Here is a 16,255-nt window from a genome sequence, read left to right as displayed (position 1 = left end):
CGGCACCGATAAGGAGAATTCAACATGGCATACAGCGAAAAAGTTATCGATCATTACGAGAATCCGCGCAACGTCGGCTCTTTTGACAACAGCGACGAGAACGTCGGCAGCGGTATGGTCGGCGCGCCGGCCTGCGGCGACGTGATGAAGTTGCAGATTAAAGTCAACAATGAAGGTATCATTGAAGACGCGCGCTTCAAAACCTACGGCTGCGGTTCCGCCATCGCTTCCAGCTCCCTGGTCACCGAGTGGGTGAAGGGCAAATCCCTGGACGAAGCGCAGGCGATCAAGAACACCGATATCGCCGATGAACTGGAACTGCCGCCGGTGAAAATTCACTGCTCTATTCTGGCGGAAGACGCGATTAAAGCCGCGATTGCGGATTACAAAAGCAAACGTGAAGCAAAATAATTAGTTGAGGTTTTGTTATGTCGATTACTCTTAGCGACAGTGCTGCAGCGCGAGTCAATGCCTTTCTGGCGAACCGCGGTAAAGGGTTTGGCCTGCGCCTGGGCGTGAGAACCTCCGGCTGCTCGGGAATGGCCTATGTACTGGAGTTTGTTGACGAGCCGGCGGCAGAAGACACCGTGTTTGAAGACAAAGGCGTGAAGGTCGTGATCGACGGCAAAAGTCTGCAATTCCTCGACGGCACTCAGCTGGACTTCGTCAAAGAAGGCCTCAACGAAGGGTTCAAGTTCACCAACCCTAACGTCAAAGACGAGTGCGGCTGCGGCGAAAGCTTTAACGTATAATCGGTCATCCCCAACCCCACCGCGGTTACGCCGCGCGTGGGGTTTTCATTTAGATGCATGACCCTGAGGTTACTATGGACTATTTCACCCTCTTCGGGTTACCAGCCAGCTATACCCTCTCGCTTGAACAACTGGCTGTCCGGTATCAGGATCTGCAGCGCCAGTACCATCCGGATAAATTTGCCAGCGCGCCTGCTGCGGAACAGCTTGCGGCGGTTCAGCATTCCGCGACCATAAACCAGGCCTGGCAGACGCTGCGCCATCCGTTGACCCGGGCGGAATACCTCCTCTCGCTTCATGGCTTCGATCTGGCTAGCGAGCAGCATACCGTTCGCGATACCGCATTCCTGATGGAACAGCTGGAGCTACGCGAAGAGCTCGACGAGATCGGTAAGGCGAAAGACGATGCGCGGCTGGAAGCCTTTATCAAACGAGTGAAAGCGCTGTTTGATACCCGCCATCAACTGATGGTTGACCAATTGCATAATGAGAGCTGGGAGGCGGCGGCGGATACGGTACGTAAGCTCCGTTTTCTTGATAAACTGCGCAGCAGTGCTGAAGAACTCGAAGAAAAACTGCTCGATTTTTAATTTTCGGAAGCAATTATGGCCTTATTACAAATTAGTGAGCCCGGCCTGAGCGCCGCGCCGCACCAGCGTCGTCTGGCGGCCGGTATCGACCTGGGCACCACCAATTCTCTGGTGGCTACCGTGCGTAGCGGCCAGGCCGAAACCTTGCCCGACCATCAAGGCCGCTATCTGCTGCCGTCGGTGGTGAACTACCACGCTTCGGGGCTGACCGTCGGCTATGATGCCCGGCTTAACGCCGCCCAGGATCCTGCCAATACCATCAGCTCGGTGAAGCGAATGATGGGGCGCTCCCTCGCCGATATTCAAAACCGCTACCCGCATCTGCCGTATCAGCTGCAGGCCAGTGAAAACGGCCTGCCGATGATCCAGACCGCCGGCGGCCTGCTGAACCCGATTCGCGTCTCCGCCGACATCCTGAAAGCGCTGGCTGCCCGGGCAACCGAAGCGCTGGCTGGTGAACTCGACGGCGTGGTGATCACCGTTCCCGCTTATTTCGACGACGCTCAGCGTCAGGGGACCAAAGACGCGGCGCGTCTGGCGGGGCTGCACGTGCTGCGCCTGCTCAATGAGCCGACCGCGGCGGCTATCGCCTACGGCCTCGATTCCGGTCAGGAAGGGGTAATTGCGGTCTACGATCTCGGCGGCGGCACCTTTGATATTTCCATTCTGCGCTTAAGCCGCGGGGTGTTTGAAGTGCTGGCGACCGGTGGTGACTCGGCGCTCGGCGGCGATGATTTCGACCATCTGCTGGCCGACTATCTGCGCGAGCAGGCGGGCTTCAGCGACCGCAGCGATAACCGCCTGCAGCGTGAGCTGCTGGATGCCGCCATCGCGGCGAAAATCGCCCTCAGCGATGCCGAGGCAGTGCACGTCGAGGTCGGCGGCTGGCAGGGCGATATCACCCGCAGCCAGTTTAACGATCTGATTGCCCCGCTGGTAAAACGCACTTTACTGGCCTGCCGTCGCGCGCTGAAAGACGCCGGCGTTGAGGCGCAAGAGGTGCTGGAAGTGGTGATGGTCGGCGGTTCCACTCGCGTGCCGCTGGTGCGCGAACGCGTTGGCGAATTCTTTGGCCGCACCCCGCTGACCTCCATCGACCCGGACAAAGTCGTCGCCATCGGCGCGGCGATTCAGGCGGATATTCTGGTCGGCAACAAGCCGGACAGCGAACTGCTGCTGCTCGACGTTATCCCGCTGTCGTTAGGGCTGGAGACCATGGGCGGCCTGGTGGAGAAAGTGATCCCGCGTAATACCACCATTCCGGTGGCCCGCGCGCAGGAGTTTACCACCTTCAAAGATGGTCAGACGGCGATGTCCATTCATGTGATGCAGGGCGAGCGTGAGCTGGTGCAGGATTGCCGCTCGCTGGCGCGTTTTGCGCTGCGCGGGATCCCGGCTCTGCCAGCGGGCGGGGCGCATATTCGCGTCACCTTCCAGGTCGATGCCGACGGTCTGCTGAGCGTCACGGCGATGGAAAAATCGACCGGCGTGGAAGCCTCTATCCAGGTGAAACCGTCTTACGGTCTGACCGATGGCGAAATCGCCACCATGATTAAAGATTCGATGAGCTACGCCGAACAGGATGTCCAGGCGCGCATGCTGGCTGAACAGAAAGTGGAAGCAGCCCGCGTCCTGGAGAGCCTGACAAGCGCGCTGGCCGCCGACGCCGCGCTGTTAAGCGCCGCGGAGCGTCAGGTTATCGATGCCGCTGCGGAGCAGGTACGCGCCGCGGCGGCAGGCGACGACGCCGACGCCATTAAAGAAGCGATTAAAAATATCGACACACAAACCCAGGAATTCGCCGCCCGCCGTATGGATCAGTCGGTCCGTATCGCGCTGAAAGGCCAATCCGTGGACGAGGTTTAAAATGCCAAAAATTGTATTTCTGCCCCACCAGGACCTGTGTCCGGATGGCATCGTTGTGGAAGCTGAGACTGGTGAAACTATTCTGGATGCGGCGCTGCGTAGCGGCATCGAGATTGAACACGCCTGCGAAAAATCCTGTGCCTGCACCACCTGCCACTGCATCGTGCGTGAAGGCTTTGACTCGCTGGCGGAAAGTACCGAAGATGAAGACGATATGCTGGATAAAGCCTGGGGACTGGAACCGGACAGCCGCCTGAGCTGTCAGGCGCGCGTCACCGACGAAGATCTGGTCGTTGAGATCCCGCGTTACACCATCAACCACGCACGCGAGCATTAATATGGCACTGAAATGGACCGACAGCCGTGAAATCGGCGAAGCGCTGTACGACGCTTATCCGGATCTCGATCCGAAAACCGTTCGCTTTACCGACATGCATCAGTGGATTTGCGATCTGGAAGAGTTCGATGACGACCCAAACGCATCCAATGAAAAAATTCTCGAGGCGATTCTGTTAGTCTGGTTAGACGAAGCCGAATAATTTTCGCGTTATGATTTATGCGACGGTATTAAGTCGGATAAATCATCGAGCGAGAGAACATTACGGGCTGCCATACGGTGGCCCGTTTGCTAAGAAGGATAATGATAATGACCGAAGCCATGAAGATTACGCTTTCTACTCAGCCAGCCGATGCGCGCTGGGGAGAAAAGGCGTCTTACAGCATTAATAACGACGGCATCGCCCTGCACCTCAACGGCAAAGACGACCTGGGCCTGATTCAGCGCGCGGCGCGTAAAATTGACGGTATGGGCATCAAACATGTCGCGTTAAGCGGCGAAGGCTGGGACACCGACCGCGCGTGGGCGTTCTGGGCGGGTTATAAAGGTCCGAAAGGCACCCGTAAAGTTGAATGGCCGACCCTGGACGATGCGCAGCGTAGCGAGCTGGACAACCGTCTGACCATTATTGACTGGGTGCGCGACACCATCAACGCGCCGGCGGAAGAGCTGGGCCCGGAGCAGCTGGCACAGCGCGCCGTGGACCTGCTGTGCAGCGTGGCGGGCGAGCAGATGAGCTATCGCATCACCAAAGGCGAAGATCTGCGTGAGCAGGGCTATCTCGGTCTGCACACCGTAGGCCGCGGCTCCGAGCGTCCGCCGGTCCTGCTGGCGCTGGATTATAACCCGACCGGCGATAAAGAAGCCCCGGTATACGCCTGCCTGGTGGGCAAAGGCATCACTTTTGATTCCGGCGGCTACAGCATCAAACAGAGCGCCTTTATGGATTCAATGAAATCCGATATGGGCGGCGCGGCGACCATCACCGGCGCGCTGGCTTTTGCCATTACCCGCGGGCTGAACAAGCGCGTGAAGCTCTACCTGTGCTGCGCCGACAACCTGATCAGTGGTAACGCCTTTAAACTCGGCGATATTATTCATTATCGTAACGGCAAAACCGTTGAAGTGATGAACACTGACGCCGAAGGCCGCCTGGTGCTGGCGGATGGCCTGATTGACGCTTCGGCGCAGAAGCCGGCGCTGATCATCGATGCCGCCACCCTGACCGGCGCGGCGAAAACCGCGTTGGGTAATGACTACCACGCGCTGTTCAGCTTTGACGATGCGCTGGCGAATCGCCTGCTGGCGAGCGCCCAGGCGGAAAACGAAGCCTTCTGGCGTCTGCCGCTGGCCGAGTTCCACCGCAACCAGCTGCCGTCGAACTTCGCTGAACTGAACAACACCGGCAGTGCCGCCTATCCGGCTGGCGCCAGTACCGCGGCGGGTTTCCTGTCCCACTTCGTGGAAAACTACCATCAGGGCTGGCTGCATATCGACTGTTCGGCAACCTACCGTAAATCTGCCGTTGAGCAGTGGTCGGCGGGCGCGACGGGTCTTGGCGTGCGTACCATTGCTAACCTGCTGACGGCTGAGTAACGGCCTTGCCGGGGGCGCTACGCTTACCCGGCCAGGAAAACCGTATGCCCGCGTGGACGAATGGCCGCCGGGCAATTCATTGTGAAGTAGCCAAACTATGTCTGATACGAAAAATGAATTAGAAACCCTGCTGGAGAAAGCGGCGACCGAGCCTGCCCACCGTCCGGCATTTTTCAGCGCGCTGCTGGAGGCGACCGTCTGGGTACCCGGCAGTGCAGCCGATGGTGAGCAGATTGTCGAAGACAGCGCGCTGGATCTGCAGCACTGGGAAAAAGATGACGGCAGCTCGGTGATCCCGTTCTTTACCTCGCTGGAGGCGCTGCAGCAGGCGGTGGAAGACGAACAGGCTTTCGTGATGATGCCGGCCCGTACGCTGATGGCGATGACGCTGGGCGAATCGCTGTTCCTCAACCCGAAGCTGCCGAGCGGCAAAGAGTTCACCCCGCGTGAAATCAGCCATCTGCTCGGGGAAGAGGGCAGCCCGCTCAGCACCCAGACGGTGCTGGAAGGGGGCGAAGCGCTGTTATTGTCTGAAGTCGCTGACCCGCCGGCGCAGATGGTCGATTCGCTGACCACGCTGTTCAAAACGCTGAAAACCGTCAAGCGGGCGTTCCTGTGCTCGATCAAAGAGCACGCCGACGCGCCCGCTAATCTGCTGATCGGTATTGAAGCGGAAGGGGATATCGAGTCCATTATTCAGACCACCGGCAGCGTGGCGACCGATACCCTGCCCGGCGATGAGCCGATCGATATTTGTCAGGTGGTGGAAGGCGAGAAGGGCATCAGCCACTTTATGATTGCCCATATCACACCGTTCTATGAAAAGCGCTGGGGCAGCTTCCTGCGCGATTTCAAACAAAACCGCATTATCTGACAGCGGGGGCGGCTGCCCCCGCTGTTTCTTTATGCTTCCAGTGTGAGGCCGAAAATCGGCTTTGCCAGGGTTAATGCAGCGCAGCAAAGATCCGCGGATAGGCTGACACCATGTTATAGATAAGGAATCCCGTCACACACAGCGTGACAATGCCGTTGAAGAGCGCCATATCCCCACGCCATGCCCGACATCTCTCCTCACCCAGCAAAGAACGTAGCGCTGCCACCAGCCCGCCGATCAGCATAAACGCCAGTAACACCCCTGCCATCTGGGCGATAACAATGTACCAGCCCAGCGGCGTATTCACGCCCCTGGCGCTCATCAGCGCGATCTGTGCCGGCAAAATCGTCTGGAACCCCAGCGTGAGTATCATGAGAAGGCGCAGGTCCGCCAGCTGAGCGTCGAACGTGCGGGCCAGACGCCGGGCGTCACGCAGGAGCAGCACCCCTGACGCCACCGCCGCGGCAACGCTGACGTGCTGGAGAATAAAAATATATAACGCCAGGGTCCCGGATCCGACCCGGGATAAAAAGAACAGATTGCAAAAGACGATGATCAGCAGGCCAAATTTTATGCCCCAGGCACGGAGTACCTCGCCGGGCCAGCGCCGGCTTGACGCAGGGTTATGCATCATCCACGCGGCAAGGGTCGACTTACCGTAACCGGGCGCGAGCAGCACCATCAGAAAACCCAGCAGCGCCTGATGGCCATAGGTGATCAGCGGGACCTCTTCCAGAGTGACCCCGAGAAAGCGGGTATAAACAGAAACCGGCGCAGGCACCAGGCTTAACCATGTCCGGTTCCATTGCGGCCAAAAATAAAGAATGACGCCGCCCGCCAGCAGGCCAGCTATGCCTCCCAGCCAGGGACGGCGCGGTGAATCAGCAGAATGTGGGTTGGAGACTAATGCCATTTTCACTCCTTGTGGTGACATCAGGTTACGGATAAAACGCTCCCTCCTGGAGCAGGCCCCGGCGGCGCGCGTTAATCGCGTCATCCGGGGTGAGATAGTGAATTAGTCAGGACAGCCTTCGAGCCTGGCGTAAAGATCCTCATGAATATATTCCAGCTCCAGCAAGGCGCCATCGCGTGCCTCATTGAGGGTCTGCTGATGCTGCCATTTGTCGTGACTCTCCTCGCTGCCGGCAAAGATCCCCTGCAGATATTCAATCAGTGACGATTCTGCCAGCCAGAGATCATTCTCTTTACCCTCGAAGCGGACAACAGGATATTCACCTTGTTCATCACGTTCAGTGACATAGATAAATACCTGCTGATCGCCGGCGTGGCTGATGCGAATCAGGGCAGGAAGACGCGGATCGTCGTTCCAGACGGGCATCAGCTCTTCAAAGTCCAGTCCGGCCATATCAAGACCATTCATGTAATAAGCATCTTCATCCAGCGAGTCGGAAAGCAGGACGCCATGTTCATCAATGGAGTCCACAACCCATTCCAGTACCAGCTGTCCGTGGGGGCTTTTCAGTTGGCAATCGTAGACCAACAGCGCTTTCAGACTCTCCGGAAGCGCCACGGTTTCGCTATTTTGCGGGTTACGATATTTCCGTACCCGCAGGCGATCCACTTCATCTACGGGCATCGGTTTCGGAGTGGGATTGCGGTTGTACTTATGTACGACATCCATGAGATCCGGTAATGAAAATGCCATTATTCAATTTCCTTATATAGTGAGTGGCAGTAAAGCGAATACGGCAGGTACAAACCCTGCGGCAGCACAGAGTAACCGGTTTAGCGAGAAGCAGAAGGAAGGGAGAGGGAAAATCAGAAATTATTTAGTGACCGCGGGACGGGAGGCCCGCGGTCACGCCGTGTTTACGGAGCGGCAGGGGCCGGTTCAATCGGCAGATCGCTCCGCGCGCCCCATTCGCTCCAGGAGCCGTCGTACAGGCAGACGCCGTTCACGCCAAGCGTGGTGAGCGCCAGCACGACCACCGCCGCCGTCACCCCCGATCCGCAGCTGGCGATGATTGGCCGTTCAAAATCGACACCCTGACGTAAAAAGATGTCGTTCAGCTCGTCGACGGTTTTCAGTTCGCCGTTAATCACCAGCTCCGTCCACGGCACGTTAAGCGCGCCAGGGATATGCCCGCGACGCAGGCCCGGGCGCGGTTCGTCGGCCTGGCCGTTAAACCGGGCCGCCGGACGCGCATCGACAATCTGCGCCGACCCTTCATGGCTGACCAGCAGGACGTCGGTCAGGCGCTTAATTTGTTGGGGATCGAAACGCACGTCGAATTCCCCTTCGGCCACCTCGGGCACGCCTTGCTCCAGCGGCAGTTCGTCACGTCGCCAGCCCTCCAGCCCACCGGCCAGTATGGACACCTTCTCCACGCCAAAGGTGCGCAGCATCCACCAGGCGCGAGGCGCGGAAAACAGATTGCCTTCGTCATAAACCACCAGGTGCTTATCGCTGCAGACGCCCAGCTCGCGCATGGCGACGGCAAACGCCTCGGCGCGCGGCATCATATGCGGCAGCGGGCTGGTGTGATCGGACAGCGCCTCGATATCGAAAAACAGCGCGTTCGGCACGTGGCCGGCGCGGTATTCCGCGGCCATATCGCGCAGGGCCTCCTGCCCGGCGGGCGCCATACGGGCGTCGATAATCTGGATCTCCGGGTCATCAATATGTTCTGCCAGCCAGTCGGCGGCGACAAAAAACGAGGTGGACATGGGTGCCTCCGTTTTACAATTCATGACTGAATTGTCGGCGTTTTATCTCACGCTGACAAGTTAAGGACGTCAGAGTGGGGACGACGTCACGGCACTTTTCTGATTAATCGGCAGAAACCCGCGTCATCACTGTTGAGAAGTGCCGCCTTAACGCATAATAAAAAGTGATAATTTGCATCAGGCCCACCGGCCGAGGGGTTAGAAGGATGAAACCATTTCGTTTAGCGGCGCTGTCACTGGCGCTCCTTACCGCATTTTCATTAACCGGGTGTGATGACAGCGGTACGCCGCAGGCCACGGCCCCGGCGCCAGCTGCGGATAGCAACCCAGGCGCGACGGCAAAACCGGACCGCGCCCAGCTGGCGGCGCTGGCGGAAAAAAGCCAGGGCAAAGCGCTGACGCTGCTCGACGCCTCGGAGGTGCAACTGGATGGCGCCGCGACCCTGGTGCTGACGTTTTCCGTGCCGCTGCAGCCGGACCAGGATTTCTCCCGCAGCGTGCATCTGGTCGACAAGAAAAGCGGTAAGGTGGACGGTGCCTGGGAGCTGGCGCCGAATCTGAAAGAGCTGCGTCTGCGTCACCTTGAGCCAAAGCGCGAGCTGATTGTCTCGGTCGACCCGACGCTGACCGCCCTGAACAAGGCCACGCTCGACAAACCGTTCGAGAAGACCCTGACCACCCGCGATATCGCACCGAGCGTTGGTTTCGCCAGCCGCGGCTCGCTGCTGCCGGGCAACGTGGTCGCCGGGCTGCCGGTGATGGCGCTGAACGTTGATAATGTCGACGTTAACTTCTTCCGTATTAAGCCGGAATCACTCTCCGCGTTTGTCAGCCAGTGGGAATACCGTAACTCGTTAAGCAACTGGGAGTCTGACGAGCTGCTGAAGATGGCGGATCTGGTCTATACTGGCCGCTTCGATCTCAACCCGGCACGCAATACCCGCGAAAAGCTGCTGCTGCCGCTGAACGATATCAAGCCGCTCCAGCAGCCGGGCGTCTACGTGGCGGTGATGAACCCGGCGGGCCATTATAGCTACAGCAACGCGGCGACGCTGTTTACCCTCAGCGATATCGGCGTCTCGGCGCATCGCTACCACAATCGGCTGGACGTCTTTACCCAGAGCCTGGAAAACGGCGCCGCCCAGTCTGGTATCGACGTCCAGCTGCTCAACGCCAAAGGACAGACCCTGGCGGAGGCGAAAAGCGACAGCCAGGGCCACGTTACTCTGCAAACCGATAAAGAAGCCGCGCTGCTGCTGGCGCGTAAAGAGGGGCAGACGACGCTGCTCGATCTCAAGTTGCCGGCGCTGGATCTGGCGGAATTCTCTATCGCAGGGGCGCCCGGCTTTAGCAAACAGTTCTTTATGTTTGGCCCGCGCGATCTCTATCGGCCGGGCGAAACGGTAATCCTCAATGCGCTGTTGCGCGATAGCGACGGCAAGCCGCTGGCGGAGCAGCCGGTGAAGCTGGAGGTGGTTCAGCCGGACGGCCAGGTGATCCGTTCGGTGATGAGCAAACCGGTGAATGGTCTGTACCAGTTCACTTATCCGCTCGACAGCGGCGCGGCTACCGGCATGTGGCACATTCGCGCCAGCACCGGCGATAACCAGCCGCGCGAGTGGGACTTCCACGTCGAAGACTTTATGCCGGAACGCATGGCCCTGAACCTGACGCCGCAGGCTGCGCCAGTCGCGCCGGATGCCGACGTCACCTTTGCCGTCAGCGGCGCTTATCTCTACGGCGCGCCGGCCAGCGGCAACCAGCTGCAGGGCAAGCTGTTCCTGCGCCCGCTGCGCGACGCCGTCGCCGCGCTGCCGGGCTTCCAGTTCGGCGATATTGCGGAAGAAAACCTCTCCCGTAGTCTGGATGAAGTCCAGCTGACGCTGGACGAAAAAGGCCATGGCGAAGTGACCACCTCAAGCCAGTGGCAGGATAGCCATTCGCCGCTGCAGGTGGTGTTGCAGGCGAGCCTGCTGGAATCCGGGGGGCGTCCGGTGACCCGTACCGTACAGCAGCCGATCTGGCCCGCCGGGGCGCTGCCGGGGATCCGCCCGCAATTTACGCTGAAGGACGTTTACGATTACCGCACCGATACCACCGTGAAGCAGCCGGTGGTCGATGAGAACAGTAACGCTGCGTTTGATATCGTCTATGCCGACGCCAAAGGCGAGAAAAAAGCGGTCTCGGGCCTGCAGGTACGGCTGATCCGCGAGCGCCGCGACTACTACTGGAACTGGTCCGATAGCGAAGGCTGGCAGTCGCAGTTCGATCAGAAAGATCTGCAGGAGGGCGAGGAGTCGCTGGATCTGCAGGCCGGACAAACCGGCAAAGTGAGCTTCCCGGTAGAGTGGGGCTCCTATCGCCTGGAGGTGAAAGGGCCGGACGACGTGGTCAGCAGCGTGCGCTTCTGGGCCGGCTATAGCTGGCAGGATAACAGCGAAGGTACCGGCGCGGCGCGTCCTGACCGGGTCACCATGAAGCTGGATAAACCGAGTTATAAACCGGGCGACACCATCAAGCTGCATATTGCCGCCCCGGCGGCGGGTAAAGGCTACGCGATGGTGGAATCCAGCGAAGGGCCGCTGTGGTGGCAGGAAATTGACGTCCCGGCGGAGGGGATGGATCTGTCTATTCCGGTGGATAAAGCCTGGAACCGCCACGATCTCTACCTCAGCACGCTGGTGGTTCGCCCCGGCGATAAATCCCGCTCGGCGACGCCGAAACGCGCGGTGGGTCTGCTGCATCTGCCGCTGGGCGATGAAAACCGCCGCCTGACGCTGGCGCTGGAAGCGCCGGACAAAATGCGCCCCAACCAGCCGCTGACGGTGAAAGTGAAAGCCAGCGTCAAAGAGGGCGAGGCGCCGAAACAGGTCAACGTCCTGCTCTCGGCGGTGGATAGCGGGGTACTGAATATCACCGATTACGCTACCCCGGATCCGTGGAACGCCTTCTTTGGCCAGAAGCGTTACGGCGCAGATATCTATGACATCTACGGCCAGGTGATCGAAGGGCAGGGACGTGTGGCCAGCCTGCGCTTCGGCGGCGATGGCGACGAGTTAAAACGCGGCGGCAAACCGCCGGTCAACCACGTGACGATCGTCGCCCAGCAGGCGCAGCCGGTGGTATTGAACGATCAGGGCGAAGGCACGGTGACGTTACCCATTGGCGATTTTAACGGCGAGCTGCGGGTGATGGCCCAGGCGTGGACGGCGGATGACTTCGGCAGCAGCGAAGATAAAGTGGTGGTGGCCGCCCCGGTCATCGCCGAACTGAACACCCCGCGCTTCCTCGCCAGCGGCGATACCACACGGCTGGCGCTGGATCTCAGCAATCTAACCGATAAACCGCAAACCCTGCAGGTACATCTTACCGCCAGCGGGCTGGTGACCTTGACCGATGGCCAACTGCCACCGGTGCAACTGGCGCCGGGGGCGCGCAGCACGCTGTTTATACCGGTGAGCGCGCTGGCGGGATTCGGCGATGGTCAGGTCAATGCTACTATCAGCGGCCTGAGTCTGCCGGGAGAAACCTTCGCCCCGCTGCAGAAACAGTGGAGAATCGGCGTCCGTCCGGCGTTCCCGGCCCAGACTGTCAACAGCGGCGCGGTGCTACAGCCCGGCGAAAGCTGGCAGGCGCCGGCGGCGCAGAGCCAGGGGTTCGCCCCGCAAACGCTGCAGGGCCAACTGCTGCTCAGCGGGAAACCGCCGTTGAACCTCGCGCGCTATATCCGTGAGCTGAAAGCCTATCCTTACGGCTGCCTTGAGCAGACCGCCAGCGGCCTGTTCCCGTCGCTGTACACCAGCGCGGCGCAGCTAAAAGCGCTGGGCATCAGCGGCGATAGCGATGAAAAACGCCGCGCGGCAATCGATGTTGGTATCTCACGCCTGCTGCAGATGCAACTGGAAAACGGCGGCTTTGCGTTGTGGGATAAAGAGGGGCCGGAAGAGTACTGGCTGACCGCCTACGCCATGGACTTCCTCGTCCGCGCGGGCGAGCAGGGCTATAGCGTACCGGTCAACGCCATTAATAAAGGTAACGAACGCCTGCTGCGCTATCTGCAGGAGCCGGGGCTGATGACCGTGCGCTACAGCGATGACGCCCAGGCCAGCCGCTTTGCCGCCCAGGCATACGCCGCGCTGGTGCTGGCGCGTCAGCAAAAAGCCCCGCTCGGCGCATTGCGTGAAATCTGGAGCCGTCACGACCAGGCGCGATCCGGCTTGCCGCTGCTGCAGCTCGGCATTGCGCTGAAAACCATGGGCGATGCGCCGCGCGGCGATGAGGCCATGAAGCTGGCGGTTGCCACCCCGCGCCAGGATGAGAATCGTTGGCTGGGCGATTACGGTAGCCCGCTTCGCGATGACGCCCTGAAGCTGGCGCTGCTGGAAGAGAACAGGCTGCTGCCGGAGGTGCAAAACACGCTGTTGAGCACGCTGTCGGAAGAGGCCTACGGCCAGCGCTGGCTGTCGACCCAGGAAACCAACGCCCTGATCCTTGCCGGACGTACGCTTGCCGACCTGCCGGGCAACTGGCAGGCGCAAACCTCGCTGCAGGCTGAGCCGCTGGCCGGCGACAAAGCGCAAACCCGTAACCTCGACGGCGATCGGCTGGCGACGCTGCAGGTGAGTAATACCGGCAGTCAGCCGCTGTGGCTGCGTCTCGACAGCAGCGGTTATCCGCAAAGCGCGCCACAGCCGGGTGGCAACGTGTTGGGGATTGAACGCGCTATTTTCGATACCCACGGCCAGCAGAAATCGCTGACCTCGTTGCGCAGCGGCGAACTGGTGCTGGTGAAGCTGGAGGTGACCGCCAAACGCAATGTGCCTGACGCGCTGGTGGTCGATCTGCTGCCGGCCGGTCTGGAGCTGGAAAACCAGAATCTGGCCAACAGCAGCGCCAGCCTGCAGGAGAATGGCGACGCGGTGCAAAATCTCCTTAACCAGATGCAGCAGGCGGATATTCAGCATATCGAGTTCCGTGACGACCGTTTCGTCGCCGCTGTCGCTGTCAATGAAGGCCAGCCGGTGACGCTGGTCTATCTGGCGCGGGCGGTGACGCCGGGCACTTATCAGGTCCCGCAGCCCCAGGTGGAATCGATGTATGTGCCGCAGTGGCGGGCGACCGGGGCGGCCAGCGGTCCGCTCACCGTGACGCCGTAAATGCGCGTATTGTCTCGGGTTAAACGCCGCTGGCGCTGGCTGGCGGCGTTTATTTTTCTGCTGTGGCTGGCGGTGCTGGCCGCCGATCGCCTGTGGCCGCTGCCGCTGCAGGACGTCACGCCTGCCCGCGTGGTGGTGGCGGAAGACGGCACGCCGCTCTGGCGCTTTGCCGATACGCAGGGCGTCTGGCGTTATCCGGTGACTCTCGCCGACGTGTCGCCGCGCTATCTGCAGGCGCTCATCCAGTATGAAGACCGCTGGTTCTGGAAACATCCAGGGGTCAATCCCTTCGCGGTGCTGCGCGCCGCCTGGCAGGATTTAACCTCCGGGCGGGTCATTTCCGGCGGCAGCACGCTCACCATGCAGGTCGCGCGTCTGCTCGACCCTCATCCGCGCACCTTCGGCGGCAAGCTACGCCAGCTATGGCGAGCGCTGCAGCTGGAGTGGCATCTGTCAAAAAACGACATTCTTACCCTCTATCTGAACCGCGCGCCGTTTGGCGGCACCTTACAGGGGATCGGCGCGGCCAGCTGGGCTTATCTTGGCAAACCGCCCGCTCAGCTCAGCTACGGCGAGGCGGCGCTGCTGGCGGTGCTGCCCCAGGCGCCCAGTCGTTTGCGCCCGGACCGCTGGCCGCAGCGGGCCCAGGCGGCGCGCGATAAAGTCCTCACGCGTATGGTCAGCCAGGGCGTCTGGCCGCAACGGCCGGTACAGGAAGCGATGGAAGAACCTGTATGGCTATTCCCGCGGCAGATGCCGCAGCTGGCGCCGCTTTTTTCACGCCGGGCGCTGGCGACCAGTGGCGACGAAAAGGTGACGACAACGCTCGATGCCGGGCTCCAGCGGCAGCTTGAGGATCTGGCGCTGAACTGGAAATCGCGCCTGCCGCCGCGCAGTTCACTGGCGATTGTTGTCGTCGATCACACGGATATGAAAGTCCGCGGCTGGGTGGGATCGGCGGATATCACCGACGACAGCCGCTTCGGCCATATTGATATGGTCTCGGCGGTGCGTTCGCCGGGATCGGTGCTGAAACCCTTTGTCTACGCGATGGCGATGGATGACGGGCTGATCCATCCGGCGTCGTTATTACAGGATGTTCCACGACGCTTTAGCGATTATCGTCCCGGCAATTTTGACAGCGGATTTCATGGCCCGGTGAGCGTCAGCGAGGCGCTGGTGCGCTCCCTGAATCTGCCGGCGGTGCAGGTGCTTGAAGCCTACGGGCCCAAACGTTTCGCGGCGAATTTACGCAACGCCGGGCTGCCCCTGACGCTGCCCGCGGGCGCAGAGCCGAACCTGTCGCTGATCCTCGGTGGGGCCGGGGCACGGCTGGAAGATATCGTCGCGGCGTACAGCGCCTTTGCCCGTCACGGCAAGGCGGCGTGGCTGCGCCTGAAGCCCGACGACCCGCTGGTGGAAAGATCGCTGATGTCACCCGGCGCGGCGTGGATTGTCCGGCGCATTTTGGCCGGCGAAGCGCAACCGGTTCCCGATGCCTCACTGCCGCAAGTGGTGCCGCTGGCGTGGAAAACCGGTACCAGCTATGGCTATCGCGATGCGTGGGCGGTCGGCCTCAATGCGCGATATCTGATAGGTATCTGGACCGGACGGCCCGACGGTACGCCGGTGGTGGGCCAGTTTGGCTTCGCCAGCGCCGTGCCGCTGTTAAACCAGGTCAATAATCTGTTGCTGGCGCGCCAGGCGATGAGCCGCGGCGGGCTGCCGGTCGACCCGCGCCCGCAAACGGTGAGCCGCGGGGCTATTTGCTGGCCAGGCGGGCAGGATCTACCGGCCGGTGACAGCAACTGCCGCCGGCGCTTAGCCAGCTGGCTGCTGGATGCCAGCCAGCCACCGACGCTGCTGCTGCCCGGGCAGGAGGGCGTGCGCGGGATCCGCTTCCCGGTGTGGCGCAACGCAGCAGGGGAAAGGGTGGCCGCGGATTGTCCGGGTGCGACTGAAGTCGTTATTGATGTCTGGCCGCTGCCGCTGGAACCGTGGCTGCCGGCCAGGGAGCGCCGTCGCGCGCGTCTGGGGCCGGTATCGAAAGTGTGCCCACCGTTGCAAACTCAGAATGCCGCGCCGCTGGTGTTGTCAGGTATTCGCGAAGGGGCGTTAATAAAACGTCTGCCGGGCGAGGCGCGGGTGATGTTACCCGTGCAAACCAGCGGTGGAGAAGGGCGGCGCTGGTGGTTTATCAACGGCCAGCCGTTAGACGCCGCCGGTGCGACAACCACGCTAACGCTGGATAAGCCTGGCGAGTGGCAGCTGGTGGTCATGGATGAGGCTGGGCAAACGGCGGCCGCCAGTTTCACCTTGCAATAACCAGGGTAAATTTGTTGTTGGCGGTTTGTGTTTCCAATACTCATCTTATTTTAACAAAATGTTACCTTCAT

At 60.7% G+C, this 16,255-nt stretch carries 13 protein-coding genes; 10 read left to right on the top strand and 3 right to left on the bottom strand.

Annotated features, from left to right (window positions below):
* The first annotated feature begins 24 nt into the window (after positions 1-24).
* The 8 genes from iscU (at position 25) to sseB (ending at position 6,015) form a co-directional block, all read left to right on the top strand.
* A complete protein-coding gene (iscU, locus tag HMPREF3142_RS25710; protein ID WP_002913991.1) occupies positions 25-411 on the top strand; it encodes a Fe-S cluster assembly scaffold IscU in 387 nt (128 codons plus the stop codon).
* 17 nt (positions 412-428) lie between these two features.
* Positions 429-752, top strand: a complete 324-nt coding sequence (gene iscA / locus HMPREF3142_RS25705) for an iron-sulfur cluster assembly protein IscA (RefSeq protein ID WP_002913979.1) — start codon at positions 429-431, stop codon at positions 750-752.
* 74 nt (positions 753-826) lie between these two features.
* Positions 827-1,342, top strand: coding sequence for a co-chaperone HscB (gene hscB / locus HMPREF3142_RS25700; protein ID WP_008803792.1), 516 nt, complete (start codon positions 827-829; stop codon positions 1,340-1,342).
* A gap of 15 nt (positions 1,343-1,357) precedes the next feature.
* A complete protein-coding gene (gene hscA, locus HMPREF3142_RS25695) occupies positions 1,358-3,208 on the top strand; it encodes a Fe-S protein assembly chaperone HscA (protein WP_070612876.1) in 1,851 nt (616 codons plus the stop codon).
* A gap of 1 nt (position 3,209) precedes the next feature.
* Positions 3,210-3,545, top strand: a complete 336-nt coding sequence (gene fdx, locus HMPREF3142_RS25690) for an ISC system 2Fe-2S type ferredoxin (protein ID WP_004201872.1) — start codon at positions 3,210-3,212, stop codon at positions 3,543-3,545.
* 1 nt (position 3,546) lies between these two features.
* Positions 3,547-3,747 carry a Fe-S cluster assembly protein IscX gene (iscX, locus tag HMPREF3142_RS25685; RefSeq protein WP_002913954.1) on the top strand — a complete coding sequence of 67 codons (201 nt, stop codon included), beginning with the start codon at positions 3,547-3,549 and terminating at the stop codon, positions 3,745-3,747.
* A gap of 107 nt (positions 3,748-3,854) precedes the next feature.
* Positions 3,855-5,141, top strand: a complete 1,287-nt coding sequence (gene pepB, locus HMPREF3142_RS25680) for an aminopeptidase PepB (RefSeq protein WP_012967441.1) — start codon at positions 3,855-3,857, stop codon at positions 5,139-5,141.
* A 97-nt stretch (positions 5,142-5,238) separates the two neighbouring features.
* Entirely contained in the window at positions 5,239-6,015 is a 777-nt protein-coding gene (sseB, locus tag HMPREF3142_RS25675) for an enhanced serine sensitivity protein SseB (protein WP_008803795.1), read from the top strand.
* Between the two features lie 70 nt (positions 6,016-6,085).
* Here sseB and HMPREF3142_RS25670 read toward each other — a convergent pair whose 3' ends face one another.
* The 3 genes from HMPREF3142_RS25670 to sseA all read right to left on the bottom strand — a co-directional run bounded on the left by HMPREF3142_RS25670 (position 6,086) and on the right by sseA (position 8,703).
* The gene (locus tag HMPREF3142_RS25670) at positions 6,086-6,928 is read right to left on the bottom strand and encodes a hypothetical protein (RefSeq protein ID WP_043876192.1); all 843 of its coding nucleotides are present in this window, start codon (positions 6,926-6,928) and stop codon (positions 6,086-6,088) included.
* A gap of 102 nt (positions 6,929-7,030) precedes the next feature.
* Positions 7,031-7,681, bottom strand: a complete 651-nt coding sequence (locus HMPREF3142_RS25665) for a DUF5066 family protein (protein WP_070612874.1) — start codon at positions 7,679-7,681, stop codon at positions 7,031-7,033.
* A 164-nt stretch (positions 7,682-7,845) separates the two neighbouring features.
* Complete coding sequence (sseA, locus tag HMPREF3142_RS25660; RefSeq protein ID WP_042947025.1) at positions 7,846-8,703, bottom strand: 3-mercaptopyruvate sulfurtransferase; 858 nt, start codon at positions 8,701-8,703, stop codon at positions 7,846-7,848.
* 206 nt (positions 8,704-8,909) lie between these two features.
* Between sseA and HMPREF3142_RS25655 the strand changes: the two genes are divergently transcribed.
* On the top strand, positions 8,910-13,859 hold the full coding sequence (locus HMPREF3142_RS25655) for an alpha-2-macroglobulin family protein (protein WP_070612872.1): 4,950 nt from the start codon (positions 8,910-8,912) through the stop codon (positions 13,857-13,859).
* Entirely contained in the window at positions 13,860-16,184 is a 2,325-nt protein-coding gene (gene pbpC / locus HMPREF3142_RS25650) for a peptidoglycan glycosyltransferase PbpC (RefSeq protein WP_070612870.1), read from the top strand.
* Positions 16,185-16,255: the final 71 nt, after the last annotated feature.

Source organism: Klebsiella sp. HMSC16C06 (assembly GCF_001808325.1).
GTDB classification, from domain to species: domain Bacteria; phylum Pseudomonadota; class Gammaproteobacteria; order Enterobacterales; family Enterobacteriaceae; genus Klebsiella; species Klebsiella variicola.
The sequence above is the reverse complement of the archived record's forward strand: the minus strand, read 5'-3'. Positions and strand labels throughout refer to the sequence as shown.

Excerpts from the sequence above, each read along its gene's own strand:
- HMPREF3142_RS25670 (WP_043876192.1), bottom strand. The coding sequence starts at position 6,928 with ATGGCATTAGTCTCCAACCCACATTCTGCTGATTCACCGCGCCGTCCC.
- HMPREF3142_RS25655 (WP_070612872.1), top strand. The coding sequence starts at position 8,910 with ATGAAACCATTTCGTTTAGCGGCGCTGTCACTGGCGCTCCTTACCGCA.
- HMPREF3142_RS25665 (WP_070612874.1), bottom strand. The coding sequence starts at position 7,681 with ATGGCATTTTCATTACCGGATCTCATGGATGTCGTACATAAGTACAAC.
- fdx (WP_004201872.1), top strand. The coding sequence starts at position 3,210 with ATGCCAAAAATTGTATTTCTGCCCCACCAGGACCTGTGTCCGGATGGC.
- sseA (WP_042947025.1), bottom strand. The coding sequence starts at position 8,703 with ATGTCCACCTCGTTTTTTGTCGCCGCCGACTGGCTGGCAGAACATATT.
- iscA (WP_002913979.1), top strand. The coding sequence starts at position 429 with ATGTCGATTACTCTTAGCGACAGTGCTGCAGCGCGAGTCAATGCCTTT.
- iscX (WP_002913954.1), top strand. The coding sequence starts at position 3,547 with ATGGCACTGAAATGGACCGACAGCCGTGAAATCGGCGAAGCGCTGTAC.
- pbpC (WP_070612870.1), top strand. The coding sequence starts at position 13,860 with ATGCGCGTATTGTCTCGGGTTAAACGCCGCTGGCGCTGGCTGGCGGCG.
- sseB (WP_008803795.1), top strand. The coding sequence starts at position 5,239 with ATGTCTGATACGAAAAATGAATTAGAAACCCTGCTGGAGAAAGCGGCG.
- hscA (WP_070612876.1), top strand. The coding sequence starts at position 1,358 with ATGGCCTTATTACAAATTAGTGAGCCCGGCCTGAGCGCCGCGCCGCAC.
- iscU (WP_002913991.1), top strand. The coding sequence starts at position 25 with ATGGCATACAGCGAAAAAGTTATCGATCATTACGAGAATCCGCGCAAC.
- hscB (WP_008803792.1), top strand. The coding sequence starts at position 827 with ATGGACTATTTCACCCTCTTCGGGTTACCAGCCAGCTATACCCTCTCG.
- pepB (WP_012967441.1), top strand. The coding sequence starts at position 3,855 with ATGACCGAAGCCATGAAGATTACGCTTTCTACTCAGCCAGCCGATGCG.